Source organism: Streptomyces piniterrae (assembly GCF_005048155.1).
Lineage (GTDB): Bacteria > Actinomycetota > Actinomycetes > Streptomycetales > Streptomycetaceae > Streptomyces > Streptomyces piniterrae.
This window is the reverse complement of record NZ_SUMB01000002.1, coordinates 508,187-531,011: the sequence shown is the minus strand read 5'-3', so window position 1 is coordinate 531,011 and position 22,825 is coordinate 508,187. Positions and strand designations below refer to the sequence as shown.

The 22,825-nt window shown below is 69.3% G+C and carries 21 protein-coding genes; 9 read left to right on the top strand and 12 right to left on the bottom strand.

Annotated features, from left to right (window positions below; genetic code table 11):
- Nucleotides 1-46: 46 nt before the first annotated feature.
- The 3 genes from FCH28_RS06635 to FCH28_RS06625 all read right to left on the bottom strand — a co-directional run bounded on the left by FCH28_RS06635 (nucleotide 47) and on the right by FCH28_RS06625 (nucleotide 1,680).
- A complete protein-coding gene (locus FCH28_RS06635) occupies nucleotides 47-463 on the bottom strand; it encodes a toxin Doc (protein ID WP_136738752.1) in 417 nt (138 codons plus the stop codon).
- Entirely contained in the window at nucleotides 420-668 is a 249-nt protein-coding gene (locus FCH28_RS06630; protein WP_136738751.1) for a YlcI/YnfO family protein, read from the bottom strand. The genes FCH28_RS06635 and FCH28_RS06630 overlap by 44 nt, the downstream gene beginning before the upstream one ends.
- A 115-nt stretch (nucleotides 669-783) precedes the next feature.
- Nucleotides 784-1,680, bottom strand: coding sequence for a class I SAM-dependent methyltransferase (locus tag FCH28_RS06625; protein ID WP_136739146.1), 897 nt, complete (start codon nucleotides 1,678-1,680; stop codon nucleotides 784-786).
- 158 nt (nucleotides 1,681-1,838) lie between these two features.
- On the opposite strand from FCH28_RS06625, the gene FCH28_RS06620 reads away from it, so the two are divergent.
- Nucleotides 1,839-2,435 carry a TetR/AcrR family transcriptional regulator gene (locus FCH28_RS06620; RefSeq protein ID WP_136738750.1) on the top strand — a complete coding sequence of 199 codons (597 nt, stop codon included), beginning with the start codon at nucleotides 1,839-1,841 and terminating at the stop codon, nucleotides 2,433-2,435.
- A 53-nt stretch (nucleotides 2,436-2,488) separates the two neighbouring features.
- On the opposite strand, the gene FCH28_RS06615 is transcribed toward FCH28_RS06620, so the two are convergent.
- The 4 genes from FCH28_RS06615 to hemC form a co-directional block, all read right to left on the bottom strand.
- Complete coding sequence (locus tag FCH28_RS06615; protein ID WP_136738749.1) at nucleotides 2,489-3,214, bottom strand: Mut7-C RNAse domain-containing protein; 726 nt, start codon at nucleotides 3,212-3,214, stop codon at nucleotides 2,489-2,491.
- A gap of 182 nt (nucleotides 3,215-3,396) precedes the next feature.
- On the bottom strand, nucleotides 3,397-4,797 hold the full coding sequence (locus FCH28_RS06610) for a DUF2252 domain-containing protein (RefSeq protein ID WP_136738748.1): 1,401 nt from the start codon (nucleotides 4,795-4,797) through the stop codon (nucleotides 3,397-3,399).
- Between the two features lie 3 nt (nucleotides 4,798-4,800).
- On the bottom strand, nucleotides 4,801-5,187 hold the full coding sequence (locus FCH28_RS06605) for a DUF7144 family membrane protein (protein ID WP_136738747.1): 387 nt from the start codon (nucleotides 5,185-5,187) through the stop codon (nucleotides 4,801-4,803).
- A gap of 368 nt (nucleotides 5,188-5,555) precedes the next feature.
- Nucleotides 5,556-6,491 carry a hydroxymethylbilane synthase gene (gene hemC / locus FCH28_RS06600; RefSeq protein WP_136738746.1) on the bottom strand — a complete coding sequence of 312 codons (936 nt, stop codon included), beginning with the start codon at nucleotides 6,489-6,491 and terminating at the stop codon, nucleotides 5,556-5,558.
- 193 nt (nucleotides 6,492-6,684) lie between these two features.
- Here hemC and FCH28_RS06595 point away from each other — a divergent pair, with 193 nt between their 5' ends.
- From FCH28_RS06595 to FCH28_RS06585, 3 genes are all read left to right on the top strand, one after another.
- Nucleotides 6,685-7,782, top strand: a complete 1,098-nt coding sequence (locus FCH28_RS06595) for a hypothetical protein (RefSeq protein WP_246102460.1) — start codon at nucleotides 6,685-6,687, stop codon at nucleotides 7,780-7,782.
- Between the two features lie 432 nt (nucleotides 7,783-8,214).
- Nucleotides 8,215-8,544: a histone-like nucleoid-structuring protein Lsr2 gene (locus tag FCH28_RS06590; RefSeq protein ID WP_136738745.1), complete on the top strand. Its 330-nt coding sequence runs from the start codon at nucleotides 8,215-8,217 to the stop codon at nucleotides 8,542-8,544.
- 211 nt (nucleotides 8,545-8,755) lie between these two features.
- The gene (locus FCH28_RS06585; RefSeq protein ID WP_342781579.1) at nucleotides 8,756-9,937 is read left to right on the top strand and encodes an Lrp/AsnC family transcriptional regulator; all 1,182 of its coding nucleotides are present in this window, start codon (nucleotides 8,756-8,758) and stop codon (nucleotides 9,935-9,937) included.
- A 25-nt stretch (nucleotides 9,938-9,962) separates the two neighbouring features.
- On the opposite strand, the gene FCH28_RS06580 is transcribed toward FCH28_RS06585, so the two are convergent.
- The 3 genes from FCH28_RS06580 to FCH28_RS38475 form a co-directional block, all read right to left on the bottom strand.
- Nucleotides 9,963-11,438, bottom strand: coding sequence for an MFS transporter (locus FCH28_RS06580; protein ID WP_246102459.1), 1,476 nt, complete (start codon nucleotides 11,436-11,438; stop codon nucleotides 9,963-9,965).
- A gap of 243 nt (nucleotides 11,439-11,681) precedes the next feature.
- A complete protein-coding gene (locus tag FCH28_RS06575) occupies nucleotides 11,682-14,510 on the bottom strand; it encodes a M56 family metallopeptidase (protein WP_136738744.1) in 2,829 nt (942 codons plus the stop codon).
- A gap of 98 nt (nucleotides 14,511-14,608) precedes the next feature.
- Nucleotides 14,609-15,163: a hypothetical protein gene (locus FCH28_RS38475; RefSeq protein ID WP_136738743.1), complete on the bottom strand. Its 555-nt coding sequence runs from the start codon at nucleotides 15,161-15,163 to the stop codon at nucleotides 14,609-14,611.
- A 335-nt stretch (nucleotides 15,164-15,498) separates the two neighbouring features.
- Between FCH28_RS38475 and polX the strand changes: the two genes are divergently transcribed.
- The 5 genes from polX to FCH28_RS06545 all read left to right on the top strand — a co-directional run bounded on the left by polX (nucleotide 15,499) and on the right by FCH28_RS06545 (nucleotide 20,762).
- On the top strand, nucleotides 15,499-17,244 hold the full coding sequence (gene polX / locus FCH28_RS06565; protein WP_136738742.1) for a DNA polymerase/3'-5' exonuclease PolX: 1,746 nt from the start codon (nucleotides 15,499-15,501) through the stop codon (nucleotides 17,242-17,244).
- A gap of 38 nt (nucleotides 17,245-17,282) precedes the next feature.
- Nucleotides 17,283-18,431, top strand: a complete 1,149-nt coding sequence (locus FCH28_RS06560) for a baeRF2 domain-containing protein (RefSeq protein ID WP_136738741.1) — start codon at nucleotides 17,283-17,285, stop codon at nucleotides 18,429-18,431.
- Nucleotides 18,432-18,614: 183 nt separating this feature from the next.
- Nucleotides 18,615-19,202, top strand: coding sequence for an RNA polymerase sigma factor (locus FCH28_RS06555; RefSeq protein WP_136738740.1), 588 nt, complete (start codon nucleotides 18,615-18,617; stop codon nucleotides 19,200-19,202).
- Between the two features lie 38 nt (nucleotides 19,203-19,240).
- On the top strand, nucleotides 19,241-20,005 hold the full coding sequence (locus FCH28_RS06550) for an MGMT family protein (protein WP_246102457.1): 765 nt from the start codon (nucleotides 19,241-19,243) through the stop codon (nucleotides 20,003-20,005).
- 190 nt (nucleotides 20,006-20,195) lie between these two features.
- The gene (locus tag FCH28_RS06545) at nucleotides 20,196-20,762 is read left to right on the top strand and encodes a methylated-DNA--[protein]-cysteine S-methyltransferase (RefSeq protein ID WP_246102455.1); all 567 of its coding nucleotides are present in this window, start codon (nucleotides 20,196-20,198) and stop codon (nucleotides 20,760-20,762) included.
- Between the two features lie 17 nt (nucleotides 20,763-20,779).
- Here the strand turns inward: FCH28_RS06545 and FCH28_RS06540 are convergent, their stop codons facing one another.
- Together FCH28_RS06540 and FCH28_RS06535 are read right to left on the bottom strand one after the other, a co-directional pair.
- Nucleotides 20,780-21,436, bottom strand: coding sequence for a LysE family translocator (locus FCH28_RS06540; protein ID WP_169314067.1), 657 nt, complete (start codon nucleotides 21,434-21,436; stop codon nucleotides 20,780-20,782).
- Nucleotides 21,437-21,542: 106 nt separating this feature from the next.
- On the bottom strand, nucleotides 21,543-22,817 hold the full coding sequence (locus FCH28_RS06535) for an ATP-grasp domain-containing protein (protein WP_136738738.1): 1,275 nt from the start codon (nucleotides 22,815-22,817) through the stop codon (nucleotides 21,543-21,545).
- Nucleotides 22,818-22,825: the final 8 nt, after the last annotated feature.

The following is a 22,825-nucleotide window of genomic DNA, read 5'->3' as shown; positions in this document are numbered from 1 at the left end:
CCTCCCTTTGCTTGTTGCTTACTGCTGCTGCTCCACCATGTGCGGGTCACATCTTCCAGGTACGGATGCGGTCCGCCGCGTCGTACGCGTCGGACCGCCCGGCGTCGATGTCGCGGGCCAGGTCGACCAACGCTCTGTACGGAACGTCGAGACTCTCGCCCACGGCGTCCATGTAGGCGGTGACGATGCCCGCGCCGAACAGGGCGTTGCGGGCGGGCAACGGGCGCAGCCGGACGATGGCGTGCATCAGGGCGGCGGCCCGCCAGGCGTTGTCGACGATCGCGCCGACCCGCGGGGTGCCGACGCGATGGCGGCCGACCGCGGCCACGAGGCTGGAGAAGTCATGGACGGTGGGGTGCTTGGGCAGCACATCCGCCTGGCGCTCCAGCAGCCAGCGCAGGTCGATATAGAGCTCCACGTCAGGCCGCCCGGCCGGGCCCGTCCAGCCGGGCGGGGGCGTCATCGGGGAAGGCCTGGTCGAACGCGTCCGCATGACTGTCGATGAAGGCGCGGAAGGTGGCGGTGGCGCCTTCGAGACGGGGATCGCGTACGGCGTTGTGCGCGGCCTGGGTGATGAGCGCCGTCACCGTGGTGCCCTCGGCTTCGGCGCGTTCCTTCAGCAGTGCGTGCAGCTCGTCGTCGATCCTGATCGTCACTGATTTGGACATGCTTCGACCGTACAGCAGGGTGTACAGCGGACGGGAGATGGCGTGGTGGTGGCTGCACCCGTCAGCTCACTGCACCGGTCATAGGTCTTGGTGCTGGAGGGGGCGACCGACCGGGTCACTTCGGACGATCGGCGGTCACCAACCAGGCGGTGCTGCGCAGTCGCAGCGCGCCGTTCGCCTCGTGGGGCCGCAGGCTCTCCGTGAGTGCCTGGCGGGCCCGGTCCCGTACCTCGGGTGCGACCTGGCTGGTCAGGTGGCGCCCGGGGCCGGAGTCCAGCAGGAACGCGGCCGCGTCGGCGGCGTCCTCGCCCCAGATTCCGTACGCCTCCACGCGCGCGAAGTCGATGTGCTCGTATCCGGCGGAGGACAGCACCTCGGTGGTCCTGTCCGGGTCCGCCAGAGAGAACATGCCCGGGTTTCCCGGACGTCCCGGCGCGCCGAAGTCCCCGATGGGCAGGAGATCGCGCAGTCCCGCGATGGTCTGCAGCCATTCGTTGCCTTCCGCATCGGCTCCACAGATGAAGGCCATACGGCCGCCGGGCCGCAGCGCACGCCCGATGTTGGCGAAGGCGGCGACCGGGTCGGCGAAGAACATCACTCCGAAGCGGCTGATCACGACGTCGAACGCGCCCGGTTCGAAGTCGTGGACCTGAGCGTCGCCTTGCTCGAAGGCCACATTGCCGAGGCCCTCATGCCGGGCCGACTCGCGTGCGCGCGCCAGCATCGGCCCCGACAGGTCCAGGCCCAGGGCCCGGCCGTTGACTGCCCGGCGTGCGGCCAGGCGGGTCGTGCACCCGGATCCGCAGCCGATGTCCAGGACGCGATCCCGCTCCCCGATGGCGGCGGCCGTGAACAGGGGCTCGTTGAAGCCCGCGTTGACGGCGTCCCAACGGTCCCGGTTGCGGGCCCAGTGCGTGCCCTCGTAGCCGTTCCATGCCTGCGCTTGATCGATGTTGACGATGTGTTGTGCACCGTCCGTGGAACTCGTCTCCGTGGAGTGCGTGGGGTCCATCGGGCGCATGGGGTCCGTCGGATGCATCGGATGCCTCCTGCTGGGCTGTGGGCCTGCCGACTAGAATGGGCGTGCGCCCAAACAGTATGGGCGGGCGCCCAAACTGGCAAGATCAAAAGTCACAGGCCCCATCACCCGCACGTACCAGGAGAGGCCCCATGTCACCGCGTGGTGTAGCGATACCGGATGTTCGCGAGCGGCTGTTCGCCGCCGCTGAGCGGGTTCTGGCGCGCGAGGGCCCCGGCGCGCTGACGAGCAGGGCGATCACCGGCGAGGCGGGGTGCGCCAAGGGCATGCTGCACACCCACTTCGCCGGACTGGATGAATTCGTCGCCGAACTGGTTCTGGATCGGCTCGGCCGCACGGCGGCACAGGCCGGGGAACTCCCGGACCGAGCAGGTCAGGCCACCGTCACCGACAACCTCGGCACCGTCGCGGTCGCGCTCCTGACGTCCATGGAACCCACGGTCGTCGGCCTCGCGATGACCCGCCCCGGCGCCTCCCTCCGGGTGCGCCAGGCACTGGAGGCCGGTGCACCGGGCTTCACTACGGTTCAGGACGCGATCGTCACCTACCTGGACGCCGAACAACGCCTCGGCCGCCTGGCGGACCGCACCGACACCGCCACCGTCGCGCTCGCCCTCGTCGGAACCGTCCACCATCTCCTGATGACCGGCTGGGCCGCGACGGAGGACCCACGTGAACAGACACGGCGACTGGTGACCCTGCTCGTGGGAATGGGAACGGGTAGATAACGGGCAGACCATGAGGGCGCACTGCCCCGTCTCCCCTGTCTCCCCCGCCCCCGTCAGACGCTCCGCTCCCGGAGCGCCTCCTCCACGATCGCCTCCAGGTGCGCATGATGCGCGCCCCGCCAGTAGACCCGCTTGCACTCCGTGCACTGCGCGAAGACGTCATAGGTGCGTTGAGTGCCGTGCTGGAGCTGATCCTGGACCGAATCCTTGTTGGCCTCGGTCAGCGGGCCGTTGCAGGCGGTGCAGCGGGTCCACGGGGCGAGCTGGGGCGCGAAACGGCCGAGTACGTCGCGAAGTTGGTCGTCGGGCCGGTCGCTGTAGACATACGCCCCTGCCCAGATCTCGCGCCGCTGCAGCAGCCCCCGGTCCCGCGAGAGCAGGACGCGCCGCTCCGTGGCCGACTGGGTGGCGAGAACGGGGTCGCCCGGGTCCTCGTTCGAGTACGCGGCGTCGACACCGAGGAGGCGCAGCCGCCGCGCCAGCGTGCCCAGGTGGACGTCGAGCAGGAACCGCAGCGGGGCGCCGGGGACTTCCTGCGGACGCTCCACGGCGCGTACCTCGACATGCTCGCCGGCACTCGGGATGTGCGCGGCGGTGACCTCACGGCCGTCCACGACAAGGCGGCCGACTTCGGTGAGCGGGACGCCGAGTGACTCGACCACATGGCCGAGTGTCGACGACCCATCGGTCACCAGGGGAACACGGCCGGTCCGGCGGCCGGCGGCGACGAATAGATGCAGCTCAGAGGCGAAACTCAGGTGGATCTCCGGTCCGTTCACGCCGGACAGCATGCCATTGTCCGGTCCGGGCCGGCGAACCGTTTCCCACCGCCTTGGTCGAGTCGCGCGAGGAGTAATGCGAAAGCAGCAATACCGAATCGCGGAAGCAGCGGTGCCAAATCCCGACTGTTGCACGGGCTCCCGCCCGTTACTTTCGTGACTTGCCCTCGGCCTGGGCGGGCTCAGCCGGGCTCGGCCGTGACGCGCCCCTCGCGGACCGCGTCCACCAGCGCCTGATGGTCGCGCTCGTTCTGGTCCGCGTAGCTCTCCGCGAAGCGCACCAGGGCCCTGTCGAACACATCGCCCCGTCCGAGATACGCGGCAATGGCGATGCGGTCCCCGGACCTGGCGTGGGCACGGGCCAGCGTGGCCCCGCACAGCACGGCGAACCACCGCATACCCACAGGCACCATGATCTCCGGCTCCGCGACCCACTTCCAGTCGCGCAACTGCCGTACGTAGAAGTCCCGTTGACGGCCATCGATCCCCGTGGTCCGTTCCCAGCCGAGGAAGATGTCGCTCGCGGCCTGCATCAATCGCTGGCCCGTGACCACCCGTTCGCCTTGGTGGGTGTATGGGCTCGCTTCGGTGTGCGCGGCGAGTACGGACTCGTCGGCCTCTTTGGCCTGGAGCAGGAGCGGATCCTCCGCGTCCTTGCCGAGCAACAGGAAAATCCAGCAGCGCGTACCCACACTGCCGACGCCGACGACTTTCCGGGCCATGTCGACGACCCGGTACTGGTTCAGCAGGCTGCGGTGGTCCGACCGGAGACTGTGCCCGTAGCCCTCCACCACCGCACGAAACGCCTCCGCCACCTGGTCTCGCTCGAAACCCGGCAGCAGATCGGCCAACGGCACGATCAGGGGCGGATCGGCGACGATACGCACCTCACCGTCGCTCACCCGGGTCAGTTTCCGATACGCCTGCAGGGTGTCATGAGAGCGGGCCTTCTCCACGGCGCGCGACAGCCGTTTACGGCCAAGGCTCCCGAGTTCCCGCGCCACCTGGACCTGGACATCGTCCATATCGGCATGCGCGTACCAGACATCGAGGGTGCGCATATCCGCGTAGCGGCGCATCTGTTCGCGGTAGGACGCACAGGCCGCCCGGACGATGTCGTCGCGCACGCCGTCACCGAATCCGTTTCCGCGCGCAGCGATGACCAGGCTCGCCGCCAACCTTTTGACATCCCATTCCCACGGCCCGGGGAAGGTCTCGTCGAAGTCGTTGATATCGAACATCAAATGGCGCTCGGGGGATGCCAGCAGCCGGAAATTCAGCATATGCGCGTCCCCGCACAGTTGAGCCGTCAGGCCTGTGGAAGGGGTGGTGGCCAGATCTGCCGCCATGATCGCGGCGGCACCCCGGTAGAAGCGGAACGGCGACTCCATCATCCGGCCGTAGCGGATCGGCACCAACTCCGGGACGCGGATGGCCGATTGCTCCTCGATGATGTCGATCGGATCGGCTCGGGTGGCCGTCGGCGTGTATTCCGCATGACTGGAGCGGGGCACCTCGGCGCGAAGCGCCCTGCCCCGCTCCGCCCGTTCCCGCGCGCTGAAAAGCCCGGTTCCGGAGCTCATGGCTCAGGTCACTGCGCGGCGATCACCCGCACACAGGGCCCAGATGATGAAGATGTTGATGGCTACCAGCGTGATGGCCCAGAACGGGTAGTGGGGAATCCACAGGAAATTCGCGACCGCGCCGAGCCCCGCGAGGACGACGCCGACCATGCGCGCCCAGAGTGCGTTGCTGAGCAGTGCGATGCCGGCGAGGAAGATAACGATGCCCAGGATGAGGTGGATCCAGCCCCAGCCCGTGAGGTCGTACGAGAAGACGTAGTTCCGGGTCGTGACGAAGACATCGTCCTTGGCGATGGCGGAAATACCCTCGAGGAAGGTCATGACACCACCGAAAATCATCAGGACAGCGGCGAATAGCGTCCACCCGTGGGCACGTCGCTGAGAGGCCATGGGGGTTGCTCCCTACTCGAGAACCTGACCCTCGATCGCCGACATCCCGCACTGCTCCGGCCGGCGGTCGGGCTTTTCTTCCACGGTTCCACAGGCGGGTGACGCGCGCATCTCGTCGGCCGAGTACCGAGAATCACCCCGAGAATCCAGCAGACCGAGGGCAGGTCCGTGACCCTGAGTTCCGATGTGATTCACATAGTAATCAGCGAACATGAGCGGATATGAAAGCTGCCGCTGGATTGGCTCGGCGAATGGATTCCCCATCGCCTATCGCACTCACCACCGCCCTTCTGACGGTATATACGGCGTCAGAAGGGCGGCATTTGTAGTGGCGCCGCGCGCTGGACTTTGCGGCGGAAACCGCTTGACTAGTGCGCGATGTTGTCGATCAGCTCGCGAGCGCCCTGGCGCAGAAGGGCGACGGCGACGGACGTGCCGAGCGTCTCGGGCGTCAGCGGACCGGCCCACTCGTGGGCGTTGAGGACCGTCTTGCCGTCCGGGGTGAAGACACAAGCCCGCAGGGACAGTTCACCGCGCCGGTCGGTTGTGGCGTAACCGGCGATGGGGCTGTTGCAGTGGCCCTGGAGTACGTGCAGCAGCATCCGCTCGGCGGTGGTTTCGCGGAACGTGGCCGGGTCGCCGAGGCCGCTGACGGCGTCGATGGTGGCGGTGTCGTCCTCGCGGCACTGGAGAGCCAGGACGCCCGCGCCGATCGGCGGGCACATCGAGTCCACCGACAGGATCTCACTGATCACGTCCGTGCGGCCGATCCGCTCCAGACCGGACACCGCCAGGAGCAGCGCGTCCGCGTCGCCGGCGGCCAGCTTCTCCATACGCCGGTTGGCGTTGCCCCGCATCGGGACGCAGTCGAGGTGCGGATGGGAGGCGGCGAGCTGCGCGATCCGGCGGACCGACGAGGTGCCGATGCGGGTTCCGGCGGGGAGCTCGTCGAGGGTGAGTCCCTCCGGGTGGATCAGGGCGTCGCGGACGTCGTCACGCTTGAGGAAGGCGGCGAAGGTCGTGCCGACGGGAAGCGGCCGGTCGCCGGGGATGTCCTTGACGCAGTGCACCGCGAGATCGGCCTCGCCGGCGAGCAGCGCGGCATCGACCTCCTTGGTGAACGCGCCCTTCCCCTCGACCTGGGAGAGAGCCCCCATCCACCGGTCACCGGTCGTCTTCACCGGAATGACCTCCGTGGCGGTACCGGGGTGCAGCGCCCCCAGTTCGGCACGGACCCGCTCCACTTGGGCGAGGGCCATCGGGGAGTCACGGGAGACGATACGGATCAGCTCAGGGGCGGACATGCGGCCATGATAGGGCGTCAGCCCAACGCCTTTCGCACGGGGACCCGACGGCCATCTCGGTGATACGGCAAGGGGGTTGGGCTCGGTACGGGCTGCGCGTGCGGAGTTATCCACAGGCCGAACATTCGTTCGCGAATGTGTCCTAGGCTGGCTTCACTTGATCGATCCAGCGGGACGGGGGCGGAGAACCGCGATGAACAGCACGGAAGAGGAGCAGGAGGGTTGGACGGGCCCGGTGGAGGCCGCGGCGCGCCTGCTGGAGCGATGGCTGCCGGCAGACCCGGCCACCGGCGCGCCCGCGTGGCGGTGCGCACTCGTCTTCGGCGAGGCACCGGCTCCGTACGAGGAGGAGTGGCAGCAAGGCCCTCAGGCCTGCCTACCAACCACCACGGAAGTAACCGCATACGGGAATTTCCCGGAAGCCTTCGCCAACGCGGGACCCGCTGGCCACCGCTACCCGGTGTCCGTCGAGCACTTCGATATCGAGGACGAGGCCGATATGTGCGGCGCGCTGCGGGCCGCGGCGGGCAATCCCGACCCATGTGCGGAGCAGGCGATCGCGCTCCTGACCGGCGCTCTGGAGTCCGTAACCGGCGTGCTCGACCGACGGGTCCGGTGCCTGGTCGGCTACCTTGCCGGAGCGCTGACCGCGGAGGGTATGGACCTGCTGCGGATCGCCGTCGCGGCCGAGCCGGGCGGCCTCCCGCTGAACAACGAGCTGCACCTCTTGGTGCGTGACTTCGACGGTCGTACGCGGCGGCTGGCACTGGCCCCCGCCGTGTCGCTGCCGGCGACGAGTCCGCGCCCAGCCACCACCCTCACGTCCCGCATCGCCCTGACCACCGCCCTGCTCAGTGAGTGCCTCTGGATGAACAACAACAACCAGGTGACTTTCCATGTGTCGTTCAAATCCCCTGGCGTGGACCTGGAATTCGAGGACGGGGAAACTCCAGAGGAAGCAGACGCTTACGGCAGGCTACGGCGGCTGGACGACGCGTCCTTCGCCGCTGTGCTGGCCGAGTCCGAGCGAAACGCGGTCGACATGGCGCGAGGGCTGGCCGGTGACTACGAGGATGAGGCATCCCCCGAGATACCCGGCGACCAGCTCGTTTCCTGGCTCGGCCGGGAGCTCCTGGATACGGTCACCACGGCTGTCACCGGGGCCCCCGGCAAAACCCCGACGCTGGTCTACTGCGCCGGGTTTCCCCTGGAGTTCGCAGGGGACGGGGCCTGCCTCCTGATGGTCGGGCCGGAACGAATAGGCGTGATCGAGATCGACGACAGCTACTGACCCCCACGAGCACCCAGCGTAGGCCCACGCCCAGAACGCTGCCCGTCAGGTCTGCCGGCCGCTGACGGCCGACCTTCTCGGAAGATCTGACGGGCTGAGGATTCCGCATGGGATGGGCATTCCGCATGGGCGGCGGAATCCCCATGAATTTGCAGGAAGACCGGAGCCGGCCAACGACACTGGCACAAGACCAGCTGATCTGTCTAACACCCCACCAAAGGTGCGAAATTTGATGAGACCTGGAGACCGGTACGGGGTGAGTCCCGTCGACATCGAGCGTAACGACCCGGTCGGCACGTGTCGCCCGTATCGCCTGTAACGTCGGCTGCTTGTAAGGAATCCCATAGCTCGTGCGGAAACCTTCCTATCTCGATTGGATGAGTGGTGAGCTGAGTGGCGGCAACGCACTCGGATGGCCGTAGAATCCCGGCCATGGCACAGAAGATCATCACCATCTATATGGACGACCTCACAGGCGAAGAGACCTCGGAGGTCAGCACCCACACCCTCTCCCTCGACGGTGTGACCTACGAGCTCGACCTGAGCCCGGACAGCTATGACCAGCTTTTGGAAGCCGTGGCACCCTTCACCAGGGTCGGGCGCAAGACCGGGAAGGGGAAGAAGTCCGCTCGCAAGGGCGCCCCGAGCGGAGAGAACACCGCGGAAATCAGGGCATGGGCAAAGGCGAACGGATACACCGTGAGCGACCGTGGTCGCGTACCGGCCGAGATTCGTGAGGCGTACGCCAAGGCAAGCAAGTAGGCCTGGTGGCGTAGCAGTTCAAGCAGGACGTACGCAACGAGCGAAGGGGCTGCCGGGGTCGTGGATACCGGCAGCCCCTCGTCTGTTGCTGGAGCGAAAAGAACGGGAAGGGCGCAGAGCACAGGGCGTCAGATTCCGACGGGGCTCGATATGCCCGACGGCGAGGACATGCCGGCGGCTTTGACCGGGCACTCCGAGTTCCGGGACACCTATGACGGCGCCGGGGTCGATCCGGAAGGCACCCGGCACGGCCAGTGGTTTCGGAGCCGACCAGCCGGAGCGCGGCCAGACGGCGCTCGCGGCGCTCGTTGCCGTCCTCGTCGACCGCCCCGCAGGCCTCATTCCCGGACGGAATGATGTGCGCATGCTTGATACGTTGGACCGCGCCCTGATCCATGCCCTGCACATCGACGGTCGTGCACCGTTCAGTCGGATTGCCGGCGCTCTGGGTGTTTCCCCGCAGACCGTGGCACGCCGCTACAGCCGGTTGCGGACGGAGACGTCGCTGCGCGTGGTCGGACTGGCCGATCCACACCGGGCGGGTCAAACGCAGTGGATGGTGCGGCTGACGGCCGCCGCCGGTGCCGCGCAGGACCTCGCCCAGGCCTTGGGCCGTCGGCCCGACACTTCCTGGGTCAAGCTGTGTTCCGGCGGCACCGAAATCTTCGCGATCGTCCATACGCCGACCGATGCGACGGCCGACAATTCGCTTCTGCTGCGCGACATTCCCCGTACGAACAACATCACCGCGGTCTCCGCCCACTGCCTGCTGCACACCTACCTCGGGGGCCCCACCAAATGGCGAAGAAGCTCCAACGCCCTCAGCGAGGAGCAGAAGCGCCTGCTCTGCCCGTCCGATCCGGCAGACGCCGCCGACGCCGCGGACCGGCCGAATTCACGGCGGCTTTCCGCGAACGACGACGCGCTGCTGACTGCCCTGCAGAAGGACGGCCGTGCCAGTCACGCCGAACTCGCCCGAGCAACCGGGTGGTCGCCGGTCACTGTGGCCCGTCGGCTGGCGGATCTTCAGGCGAGCGGTGGCATTTTCTTCGATGTCGAGGTGGATGCGGCACTGTTCGGTGCCAACACCTGGGCGATGCTGTGGATGTCCGTACGCCCGGCACACCTGGAGTTCGTCGCGACGACCCTCGCGGGCCACGACGAACTGGCTTTTGTGGCCGCCACCACGGGTCCCACCAATTTGGTCGCTCTGGCGCTGTGCAGCGATCCCGCGGACCTGCACCGTTACCTTGTCCAACGGCTCGGCTCTCTCGATGCCGTTCAATCGCTGGAAACCACTCCGGTAATGCGTAATCTCAAGGCGGCGAGTCCGGCGCTGAGCGGCCTCGGCCCCCCTCGCCGCCCCTCACGCACTCCTTCTCACGCCGGCTGACGGGCAGCCGGCAAGGCGGCCGACCTCACCTCCGCATTCGCCGCTCGACCATCAGCCTGCTGCTGAGAATGGTTGCGAGGATTAGTCCCACAGCAACCCAGAAAGTCGTCTGGACGGCGTGAAGTGCCGCGAGGGGGCCACCGGAACCGACGGCACCATTGAGAAAGACACTGCCGAGGACGGCGACGCCAAGTGTGGCACCGAGTTGTTGGACTGCATTGAGCAGACCGGCCGCCGAGCCGATCTCGTGCGGCTTTACCGGACGCAGCGCGATGGTGAAGAACGCGGGGGTGAAGACACCGATGCCCAGACCGATCACGCCGAGTGCGACAAGCAACGCCGTCGGATACTCCGTGGGACCGGCCGAGCGGTACGCGGCCACGGCGGCGACCAGGCCCACCAGCAGCAGCGCGAGCCCGGCCGTCATGACGCGGTGTCCGTATCGCTTCGTCAGATGGCCGCCGGCGATCCAGGAAGCGACCGCCAGACCGAACGACCAAGGGGCGAGCGAGAGTCCCGCGGTGAGGACGTCGGTTCCCAGCCCGAGCTGCAGTTGCAGGACGACGACCATCATCAGGCCGGTCGTCACCGAGAAGAACAGGGTGGATGTCACCAGAGCACCCGGGAATCCACGGCGCGTGAAGAGGCTGGGCTCCACCAGTGGGCTACGGCCGCGTGCCGAGACGCCGCGCTGATGCAGCGCGAATCCGATCAGGATGGCGAGGCCGACGCCGATGGAGCTCCAGCTCGATGACGACATACGGGCCACATTGGCGCCGATCAACGGGTACACGATCAGCGCGACGCCGGTCATCGCCAGGGCGGTGCCGATCAGGTCGAGGGTCGGCCGCTTCGGGGCACGGTCTTCGAGCAGCTTCGGCGTCATGGCGAGGACACCGAGTGAAAGCGGAACGTTGACCAGGAAGCAGGCGCGCCATGAGGAGCCGAAGAGGTCGGCGTGTGTCAGCACTCCGCCCAGCACGGGGCCGCACACCGCGGCGAGTCCCATCACCGGGCCGATGCTGCCGAGCGCCTTGGAGGTCTCCTCAGCCGTGAACATCGCTTTGATCAGGCCGATGGTCTGCGGAATGATCACCGCGGCCGCGGCGCCCTGCGCGATACGGAACGCGATCAGCGAACCGGCCGAAGGGGCGAGCGCGCAGGCGACCGATGCCAGCATGAAGGTCGTGACGCCGATCGTGAAGATTCGCCGTCGCCCGGCGATATCGCCGAGACGACCCCCAGTGATGAGGAACATGGCGAAGGGGAGCGTGTAGGCCGTGGTGAACCATTGGATGTCGGATACGGAACCGCCCAGATCGGCGTGTATTTCCGGCGCGGCAACCTGCACGATGGTCGAGTCCAGCAAATTCATCGCCTCGCCGAGCAGCAATGCGGCCAGTGCCGGCCATCGCCATCGGTAGGCCGTCTTCGGGGCGGATGTTTTCTGCGTGCTGACAGGCGTGGCGGATTTCTGTGTCATTGGGGCTTTGTTGGCCATGGGGTCCCTTCCGCTGATATCTCGTACCGGGACGCAGTTCCTTCGTCGGAGAGCCTTCGTCGGAGGCCCTTCGTCGGAACGTCTCCCGGTCGGACGTCAGCGTGCGGTGGCCGCTCGGCGCGGTTCCAGCCAGAGCCCGAAGATGGCAGATTTCTTCCATCAACGGCCCCGGCAATAGCGATTTCGCACGCGCCGGGATGGATTCGAGCAGCCGGGACCTCGGGGCCCCGGCAGGACCGGTTATCAGCGCTTGTCGATGTGCGCCCACTGTGGCCAGAGGCGGGCGGCGGCCTCGACCTGTCGGACGACCGGCCCGACGGCCTTGGTCGACTGGGTGTAGCCCTGGAAGAGCCCGTTGAGCATGGCGTCGTTCTCGTCCGGGTTGTTGCGCTCGCTGTCCACCAGCCTCACGCAGTTCCGGCCCGCATTGAGGGTTGTCCCGAGCCAGGACGCCCAGGGGCCCTGCAGATCCCGGTCAGGGATGGAAAGGTGGCGTGCGGTGGTCGCATCCCTGGTGAGCGCGGCACAGGTCCTGCGGAGTCGCTTCGAGTCGAAGCGGACCATCTCGTTCGGGCGGGACTTCGCCGCCTGCACCATTTCGTCGAGTTGCTTACGGAACTCGCCGTAATCGGAGGTGAGTTGCAGAATGCTGCGCTGCCCACCCACCTTGAACCAGGCCAGCAGCTGGAAGGTCCGGATCCGTTCGGATGCCTTGGGCGGCGGTGGTGGTGTCATGGCGGACGGTGTCCGTGCCGCCGGCCGCTGACTGGCGACAGCCGCCGGACCGACCGCCGCGACGGCGACCAGCAGAGCCAGGCCGGCCGGCGCGGCCGGCGAGCGTGTGCGGGAACGGGGCACGGGTGTCGAGGGGGCGGCCGGGCCCGGCCGGGGCTGTCGTGTCGGGCGCCGTAGACGCAGTGCGGACGCCACGCCTCTGGCGGAGACGGCCAGCAGTGCCGCGCCGATGACGGAAGGCAGCACCAGACCCGCCAGGGACTGGGTGAACAGCCAGCTCGCGGTGGGCAGCCAGTGGCAGGTGTGGCCCAGGGTCCGCAGCGGCCCCAGACAACCGTCCACGGAGCCGAGCGCGAACTGCCCGACGATCGCGACGGATTGGGCCACCGCCGATGCGACGAGCGCGCGCGGCAGCCACCGGTATCGGGAAGTGACCGCAACCACCGCGCCGGTCAGGGCCACCCCCGCCCAGATCGCGGTGGCCGCCCACCACAGGTACAGGATCGAGAAGGCACCGAGGGCCCCGCCGACCGGCGGCTGCCAGGTGTGCATACTGGCCATGACGCCGGCCAGCCCCGCCAGACAGGCGACGCCGCCGAGCATCCCGGCCGCCACGGCCGACCGCAGACCGGTGGCCGGTCCGTACACCCGGGTGCGCCGCAGCCAGAGGGCCAGCGGATACGCCCACAGCACCAGCGTCGCGCCGACGAACAGTGTGCTCGTGCCCAGCATCGCCGCCTGCGGCATCGTGGCGGTGAACCAGTCGAGTTCCGCTGTGTGAGTGTTCCACGGACCGGGGAATGCCTGTGTCATCTGCTGCTGGAGGCCGCTGCCGGTGAGGATGTCTCCCGCCAGGTACAGAAAGCCGTACCGCAGCCACCAGTTCAAGCCGGCCGCGGCCAGCAGGCAGGAGGCGAGCAGCGGCAGCCAGATCGCCGTACGCAGCGAGGCGCCGCCCAGCGTCCGCAGCCGCAGTCGTGCGCAGGTCACCGTCCACAGCGTGAACAGCGCGGCACAGGCCAGCAGCGCCAGCAGGATCTCGGGGTGCTCGGGCAGCCACCCGGCGCCGCTGGTGATGCCGGTCATCAGCTCACCGCAGGCCAGGCCGAGCCCCAGCGCGAGGCCCGAGCGCACGCCGTCCGGCCCGCGCAGACCGTGGTCCTCGGCATAGGCGAGCGACCGCCAGGCGGCGAGGGTGACAAGTGCCGCGGCGGGCAGGGCGGTCGCCCAGGTCGCCGCCGTGCTGCCGCACAGCGCGGAGAGGGTGTGCGCGGAGACCAGGGCGGCCCAGCCGACCAGGAACATCTGCTCCGTGCCCAGGGAGAACAGCGCCGCCGGATCGGCCAGGGAGCGTCTGCGCACGGCCCAGGAAGGGTGGGTGCTCCACAGTGCGGACACCCGGCTCCGCACCTTCTGAAGGGATGTGGGGCGGCCGCTGTGGCCGCGGTCCCGGGAACCGTCCCAGACCCGGCGCTCCGCCCCGAGGGCGACGGCGTCCGCGTCGGCGTACAGCTCACGGTGGCGCAGGGCGTCGGCTCGGGCCAGCACCACGAGGAGCACCATGAACAGCGCGCTCGCCATGGCCCGCAGCACACTTGCGCGCCCCGCGGGCCAGAACAGCTCGTCGCCCCCGTAGAACGCGCCGAAGAACTGCGCCGCGACGAAGCTGCCCCCGTACAGCACCATGAACGGCACGACGACCAGTGCCACGAAGACCCGCCACAGCGCGGTGACGGCGTAGGCGAGGTCCACGTCCCGGTTACGGAGATGAGCCATCTCGTGCAGCATGACGGCGTGGAATCCGGCCTGCCCCTCCGGGCCGTCGCGCCGCGTGGCCAGTAGTCCGGCGTGCAGACAGACCGTGTGCCGCCCGGCCCGGCCGAACACTTCGGCACCGGCATCGAAGGAGGCGGGGTCCACCACGAAGGCCGGCACGGTACGCAGCCGCGCCGTGGCCACCAGACGCATCAGCTCGGCCCGCAATTCCCCGCTGGGGTCCGCCTCGTCTACGGTGATCACCCGTCCGCGCCTGGTCTTCCAGCGTGGCAGCCAGGCGTAGAGCGCGGCGGCCGACAGCAGCACCAGCACGGCGCCGGCGATGCCGGGCAGGGCGGTGATCACGGCGCTGGGAGGAACGCAGTCCTTGATTTCCCGCAGCCCCCGGGTGTCGAGCTGCATCGAGTTCAGCATCCGGACGTTCGGATCGAAGCCCGCCGCGAACTTGCACAGAATCGCCTTGTCGTCCCAAGGCGCCAGCGCGAACATCGAGTTGACCATCTCGACGGTCGCCACCATCATCACGAGCACCAGGAGGGCGAAGCGCAGGGTGGTGCCCATCGGCAGGACCCTTGGGTCGATCTTCCGGGGCGGGGCGTCGTCCGGGGTGGGCGGGGTGGGCGGGGCGCCACCCTGAGTGGGTGGTGTGCTGCCGGCGCTCAGGACGTCCTCCTGGGCTCCGGCTCGGCCGCGGGTTCCGGCTCGGCCGCGGGTTCCGGCTCGGCCGCGGGTTCCGGCTCGGCCTCGGGCGGTACCGTCGGCGCCCCGGCCCGGTCGAGGGCGAGGCGGGCCACCACGCGGTCCGCGAGTGTCTCTGCGGCGGCCTCCTCCACCCCCGAGCGCGCCGCCCCCTCGCGCACCCGGCGATGTACGGAATTCAACTGCTCGGCGGTGAGAGCGGGAACTTCGGGCGGTGGTGCCGGGGGTCTGTGCAGCATCCGGCGCACCAGCGCCCCCAGCCCGGGTATGGCTCGGCCCATCAGCGACCCGACGGAGGTGCGGCAGACCTCGTCCACCGCGATCCACACCACCGGGGTGATCACCGTGGCGATCTCGGCGAGGCCGAAGCCGAGCGGCGCGCTGGTGTTGCGGCGCCTGAGCAGCCGCACCGCTTCGTCGTGATCGAGCCGGGCCAGTCCGTCTACCAGCGGCAGTTCCTCCGGCGCCTGTTGGGCAACAACGTCGGACACCACACCCCGTACGTCCACACTCACCGGCGCCGCCTCCGCTCACGTCGTGACCACGACAACAACTGCGCGCGGAACCAATGTAGTTGGCGGACACGCGCATGGCGGCATGTGTGTACATCGGCGGCCGAAACCGGCACGCCTGATCGACACGTGCACCGCCGCTCATGGCGCGTAGCCCCTTCCACCGTTCGGTACAGCCGCCCCCGGGACCGACGGGTCGCTCGCGACCCGGGAGACCGCGGTGCCGTGAGACCAAGGCGACGGAGGACGGTGCCCGGAGGCACCCATACAGCGCCTCTCGCGCCACGGCCACCGGGCGCGGAAAGGCCCCCTGCGCGGGCCCGCACTAAAATGAGCGTGTGGTCCGGCCCAACGAGGAGGTCGAGGCGCTGCTCAAGGAGTACGCGGACCTCGTCCTGATCACCGGCGGAGACGCGTTCAAGGCCCGCGCCTACGAGAAGGCCGCGCGTGCCATCGGCGGCTACCACGCCGATGTGTCGAAACTCGATGCCGAGGGCCTGCACGAGATCCCGAACGTCGGCAAGTCCATCGCCGAAAAGGTGCTCCAGTATCTGCGGACCGGCCGCATGCCCGCCGTGGAGGAGGTCAGGTCGAAGATCCCCGCCGGCGTGCGCCAGCTGATGGCCATCCCCACCCTCGGCCCCAGAAAGGCCATGACGCTCTACGAGGACCTGCACATCTCCTCGGTGCCCGAGCTGCTCGACGCCATCCATGAGGAGCGGCTGCGCGACCTCAAGGGCTTCGGGCCGAAGACCGAGGAGAACATCCTGCACGGCATCGACCTGATGCAGGCCGCGGGCGACCGGGTACCGATCAACGTCGCCATGGAGGTCGCCGAGGAGATCGTGGCCGAGCTGTCCGCCCTGTCGGGCTGCGTGAGCTGCGCATACGCCGGGTCGCTGCGCCGTATGCGGGAGACCATCGGGGACGTGGACATCCTCGTGGCGGCGGGCCGCTCCGCCCCCTTCATGGATGCCTTCACACGGCTGCCGGACACCGCCGAGGTCATCGCGCACGGCACGAAGAAGACATCGATCCGCACCACGAAGGGCCTCCAGATCGATCTGCGCGTCGTACCGCCGGACTCCTGGGGCGCGGGACTCCAGTACTTCACCGGTTCCAAGGCGCACAACATCCGCACCCGCGAGATGGCCGTGCACCACAAGCTCAAGCTGTCCGAATACGGCCTCTTCCACGCCAAGAGCGGCAAGAAGATCGTCTCGCAGACCGAGGAGGAGGTCTACGCACGGCTCGGGCTGCCCTGGATCCCCCCGACGCTGCGCGAGGACCGCGGCGAAGTCGCCGCCGGGCTGCGCGGCGAGCTGCCGGACCTGGTCACGGAGGCCGACATCAGGGGCGACCTGCACACCCACACCGACCTCACCGACGGCCTCGCCCCGCTGGACGAGATGGTGACGGCGGCCGCCCGGCGGGGTCTGCGCTACTACGCGGTCACCGACCACGCGCCCAACCTCTACATGCAGCGGATGACCGACGAGAAAGTGCTGGCCCAGCGTGAGCGGGTACGCGAACTCGACGGCAGGCACCGGAAGATGCGCCTGTTGCACGGCACCGAGCTCAATATCGACCCGGACGGGAACGTGGACTGGCCGCAGGAGTTCCTGCGGGACTTCGACCTCTGCGTGGCCGCCGTGCACTCCCACTTCAACCAGGGACGGGACGCCCTCACCCGACGGCTCGTCGCCGCCTGCGAGAATCCGGAGGTCAACATCATCGGGCACCCGACCACCCGGATCATCGGCAAACGACCCGGCCTCGACATGGATCTCGACGCGGTGTTCGCCGCCTGCGCCCGCACCGGGACGGCGCTGGAGATCAACGCACACCCCGACCGGCTCGACCTGTCCGACGAGCACATCCTGCGCGCCAAGCGGTACGGCGTGAAGTTCGCCATCAACACCGACGCGCATGCGCCGCTCCACCTGGAGTACCTGCGCTACGGGGTGGGCACCGCACAACGGGGCTGGCTGACCACAGAAGATGTGATCAACACCTGGCCGCTGGCACGCTTGCGACGATTCCTCCACAAGGACGGCTCTGCCGGCCCCTCGTCCACGTCCTAACCTGGTAGTACCCACTGTCCCCGATCCGGGGGAAGATCATGGAACTCGGTTTTCTCAAGCCGCTCTTCGACCATCTGGGCCCCTGGGCCTCCGTGTACATCGACACCACGCGCGCGACCGAGGACGCGCAGCGGCAGCAGAAGCTCCGTGAGCGCTCCGTGGCCTCTCAGCTCATCGACGGGGGTGCCGACCCGTACACGTGCCGGGCGGTGGCGGACCGGCTCGCCCACGAGCCGACCTCCGGGGCGCCTCCCGGCCGGGCCGTCTTCGCCGCGGGCGCCGAGGTCGTCCTCGACATCCCGCTCAGCGTGCCCCCGGTCCGCACCGAGGCGACCTGGTCCCTCCTGCCGCACATCGCCCCGCTCCCCTGGCTGATCGGCGAGGAGCCGGCGTGCCTGGTCGCGTACATCGACCGCACCGGCGCCGATATCGAGCTGCGCGAGGCGCAGCGGAGCAAGGCCGTGGCGACGGCGAACGGCAAGGAGTGGCGGGGCCGAGGGCACCGCAGCATCCCCGCGGACCGGTACGAGTGGCACTACCGGAACAAGGTCGAGAACACTTGGAACGAGACTGCCGACATCATCGCGGACGAGCTCGCCCGGCAGTGGCCGGAGAGCGGCGCGCAGCTCTTGGTGCTGACCGGCGACTCCCGCGAGCGGCGGGCCGTGTACAACCGGCTGCCCGAACAGCTCCGGGCCGCCGCCGTCGAGGCCGAGAACGGCAGCAGGTCCCCGGGCGCCTCCAAGAGCGTGCTGGACCGCCAGATCGCGCAGGCCTGCGAGGAGTATGCGCGCGCCCGCCTCGACGAGGCCCTCAACCGCTTCCGGGCCGAACGCGGCCGCCCCGGCGAGCACGGTCCGCTCGGCGTCGACAGCAGTCCGGGGGGCGCGGCGGAAGGAGTGCCCGCCGTCGTGGACGCGGCCCGCAGCCATCAGGTGGACACACTGTTCCTGGGCCAGGACGCGTCCGATGGGGGCCGCGACGTCTGGATCGGGCCGGGCGTCGACCAGGTCGCGGTACAGCGTGGTCAGGCGCGGGCGCTGGGCGTCAGCAAGCCGCAGCGGGCACGCGCGGATGACGCCCTGCTGCGGTCCGCTGCGGCGGCCGACGCCGAGGTGCTGCTGGTCCCGGCCGGCATGCAGGGGCCGGCGGGCGGACTCGGCGCGGTGCTGCGGTGGGGCGGCTGAGGCGTGGGGCGCGGACGGCCGGCGCTGAGGCTCGGGGCGCGGACGGCCGGAGGCCGGTCGTCTCAAGCTGGCGGTCTTGGCGCTGACGGTCCTGGAGCTTACGGTCCCGGAGCTGACGCAGGACAGTGAAGGCTCGGGCGGGGCTGTGCAACCATGCGAAGCCCGTCGGTGTTTCTGTGAGTGATGGACGAGACAGCCGAGCCACTCTGCGAACGCCTGGCGACGGATCTGGACGACGGTTTCACGGAACTGGTCCGGGTCCACGCCTCAGCGGTCCATGCCTTCTTGCTCCGGGTGACGGGATTCGCCGCCGAAGCAGACGACCTGGGCCAGGAGACTTTCCTGCGCGCCTACACGGCTCTGCAGGGATACTCCGCCAAACGTCGCCGTGCGTTGCGTCCACGCGCCTGGCTGATGACGATCGCCGCGAACGTATGGCGCAATCATGTGCGCACCTGCGTCCGCAGGCCCGTCGCAGCCGCGCGTGTGGAGGACTCCTGCGAGAGCTGGCCGGCCGAGGGACCGGGCCCTCAGGAACGGGCCGAAACGGCAGCCGACCGGGCGCTGCTGGTCGCGGCGCTGGCGCGATTACCCGAGCCGGCCCGCGTCGCGGTGGTGCTGCGGCATGTGGTCGGGATGAGTTACGCCGAAGTGGCCGAGGTGCAGGGATGCCCGGTCGGTACGGTCAAGGCTCAGGTGTCGAGAGGGATCGCCACCCTGCGTCAATTGCTGGAACCGGAAGTCGCGTTGCTGAGGGAGGTGACGATGTGAACCGAGGTGGGGAAAGGACCCCGCGGCCGGAGGGTGGCGTGGAGGCGGCCCTGGCGGACCTCGCCGGTCCCGCTCCGGCGGACTTCGCGGCACGGGTGCTGCAGCGGGTGGGAATCCCGAGGAACCGGTACGACATGTATCTGCACCTTGAAGCACCCGCCGGCGGGCTGTACGTCGCGTATGGGCCGCAGGCCGTGACGGGCGCCGCACTCGGCAAAACGGTGCCCGGTCCCGAGGCGTTCGAGGAAGCACACCTCGCGCGCACGGGACGGAGCGCGATCCGCACGACGCGGCCCCTGCCGGGATTGCGGACCGCGCTGCGCACCGGCCGCGCCAAGGGGCTGCGGATAGATCTGCCGGAGCTCACCGAAGCGGAGCGGGCCGTGCTCGATGCGGTACGCACCATTCCACGCGGCCAGTTGCGGCCGCTCGCCTGGGTGGCGCGGGAGGCCGCTGTCTCCGGCACCGCCGCGGTCACCGAGGCCCTTGAGGTCAACCCGGTGCCGCTGCTGATCCCCTGCCACCGGGTCACCTTCGACGAAAGTGGTCCCTGCGATCTGCGGTACGGCCCCATAGTGGGCGCGGTACTGCGCGGCGCCGAGGGCATAGACGACGCGTTGGTGGGGCTGTCCCGTATGGGGACGGTGTTCCTCGGCAGCGACACCACGCGTATCTACTGCCATCCGACCTGTGCCCACGCACGCCGGATCACCCCACCCCACCAGGTGCCGTTCCGCTCGGCACGGGCCGCCCGCGAGGCGGGATACCGCGCCTGCAAGAGCTGCCGGCCGATAGCTGCGTGAGTCCCTCACGGGGTGGGCTCCATGGCGGTGTGAGCTCTCTCGCGGCAAGAGGGAAGCAGCGCAGTGCGGGAACAGCAGCGTTCGGGATCAGCACCGTGGGGGATGCAGCCGCGTGTGCCATACAGCGGCGCGTCGGGTGCCGCGGAGTAAGAGACAGCCAGCCATGTCGCCCAGCCGGGAGGAAGACGTCATGCAGCACGTCATGCAGACCAGTAGTCGCAGCGCGGCGAACGCCGCGGTGGACACCGTGGTGGTCGCCGAACACCACACGCAGATCGGTCGTCTGGCGCTCGCCGCCACCGATGAAGCCCTGCTGTACTGCGGCTTCTTCCCGCCGGACGCCGTACGGCAACGGCTCGCGGCGGGTGCGCGGGTCTGCGTGGACGAGTCCGCGGCCGGCCCCGGCCGGCTCGGGGTGATACAGGAGGCGCGCGGTCAGCTCGACGCCTTCCTCGCGGGGAGACGGCGCTCCTTCTCGGTGCCGCTGGACCCGAGCCTGGCCACACCGTTCAGCAAGGAGGTGGTGCTGGCGGTCGCCGAGCACGTTCCGTACGGCGAGACGGCGACATACGGGGAGCTCGCCGCGGCAGTGCAGCGCCCCAGCGCGGCGCGGGCGGTGGGCAAGGCCCTGGGGGCGAACCCCTTGTGCGTCGTGCTGCCCTGCCACCGCATCGTCGGTGCCTCGGGCCGGCTCACGGGTTACGCGGGCGGTGTCGCCGCCAAGCGTTTCCTGCTCGACCTGGAGTGTCAGGACTGATCCGATGGCGCGATCGCTCATCCGCCGAGTCCCAGCCGGACGGCGAAACCGATGAACACCGTCCCCACGACCGCCTCGACCACTCGCGCCAGACCGGCTCCCGCATCGGGCCGGCGCGCGGCCATCCAGCGGCGCAGCAGATGCACGGCGCCGCTCAGAAAGGCGAGCCACAGCGCCGCCAGGGACAGATGGACGACGGCAAGCACCGCCATGGTCCGCGCCGGGGGGTCCCCGGGCGGCACGAACTGCGGCAGAAACGCCAGCAGGAACAGTCCGACCTTGGGGTTGGTGCCGGTGCACAGCAGGCCCTGCAGCCAGCAGCGCCGCAGGGATGCCGGGGCGGGTTGCCCGGCATCATGCCCCTGCCTGTCCTGCGGGTGCGGGCCGTGCGGGCGGAGCGCGGTGCGCAGCGCTCGTATCCCCCAGATCAGCATGACGGCCGCGCCGCACCAGCGGACGGCGGTGAACAGCTCAGGCCGGCCGGCGAGCACCAGCGAGACCCCGCTGATGGCCAGCGCCGCATGGGCGGCGCCCGCCGTCAGCATGCCCGCCGCCGCGGCGAGCGCGGGGGCGCGCCGCCCGGTGCGCAGCACCAATTGGGCGACCAGTGCCGCGTCCGGTCCAGGAGTGGTGATCACCAGCAGCGAACTGCCCAGAAACCACCCGCTGATCACGACCGCCTCCCCCAGCGCTCTCCACAGCGCACTAGCAGGCGCCCGCGGTCATGGCCGAAGGCGTGTAGTACGGATAAGCAGCCGCCGGCACCCGGCCCCGGACGGCTCATGCCGCGTCCGCCTGCGGATCCACCTTCAGCAGCGACTCGATCCGCCGGATGGCGGCGTGATCGGCGTCGAGCTGCGCCGGGTCCTCGTGGGCAAGCACCACGAACCCGAGGGACAGCGTCCCCAGCAGATCCTTCGTCGGGGCAATCCGGTCGCCGTTGCGCACCGGCACCGCAGAGAAGTGATGGCTCGTCATCTCCTTTACACCGTGCAGAATTTCGGCATTGCGGACCACCCCGGCGGACCGGCTGATCAGAAACACCACCCGCACCCGCCGGCGCAGCCGGTAGCCGGACGGCACCGGAGTCCGGCCGGTGAAGTACGCCACCGCACGGTCGACTTGGCTGCCGCCGGTCGCGGCGCGGCAGAAACGGGGGTGGCCACCGCCGTGCGGCCGGGCATTGACCTCGATCAGCCGTGGCCCCTCGGCGGTCATCATCACCTCGACATGTGCGGCCCCCCATCGGAAGCCGACCGCGTCCAGCACGCCCCGGGTGTAGCCGACCAGCTCCGGTACCTCGGGCCGGTCCTCGGGCAGCCAGTCCATGGACTCGTACACCGCCATCTGCCCACCGCTGTCGACCTTGCGATAGCGGCACACGTCGGTGACGGTGTGGGTGCCCGCGTGGCTGAAGACGTCCACGACGTATTCGGTGCCCGTCGCGTATTCCTGCACCAGCATCTGGTCGTTGCGGATCCGCCACTGGTTCAGCTGTCCGAGCTGTGCCTCGAACTCCCGGCGCCAGCCCCGCCCGCCGACGATCCGTGTCACGCCGTCCGTGCTCGCGCTCTTCGGCGGCTTCACCACCAGGTCGCGGCCGGTCAGCCCCTCCCGGTCGATCCAGGCGGCGATCTCGTCAGGGTCGTCGCAGCACAGCTGCCGCAACACCGGCAGCCCGGCCGCGGCAACGGCCCGCGCCATCGCGTACTTGTGGCGCCGAGCCGCCGCCAGTGCGGGCACGTTCGCCGTTTCGGGGACGACCAACGCCGCCAGCCGGTCGGCGAGCTCCACGCCGATCTCGGCGCCCGGCAGCACACAGCGCGGCCGCAGCTCGCGCAGCCGCATCACCAGCGCGCCTTCCTCCCCGCTCCAGGTCAGAACCTCGTCGAAGTCCTCGGGGCGGAAGGACCCGGCGTAGGCCGGCGGGATCTCCGGATACGAGACGACCGCGACCGTCGGGACCCCCACCGCGCGGAAGGCCGGGCCGTACAGGCCGCCGGAGGAGAACGGGTCGACGATGACGGCCGGGCTGCCGGAAGGATACGGAGACACAGCAGGAT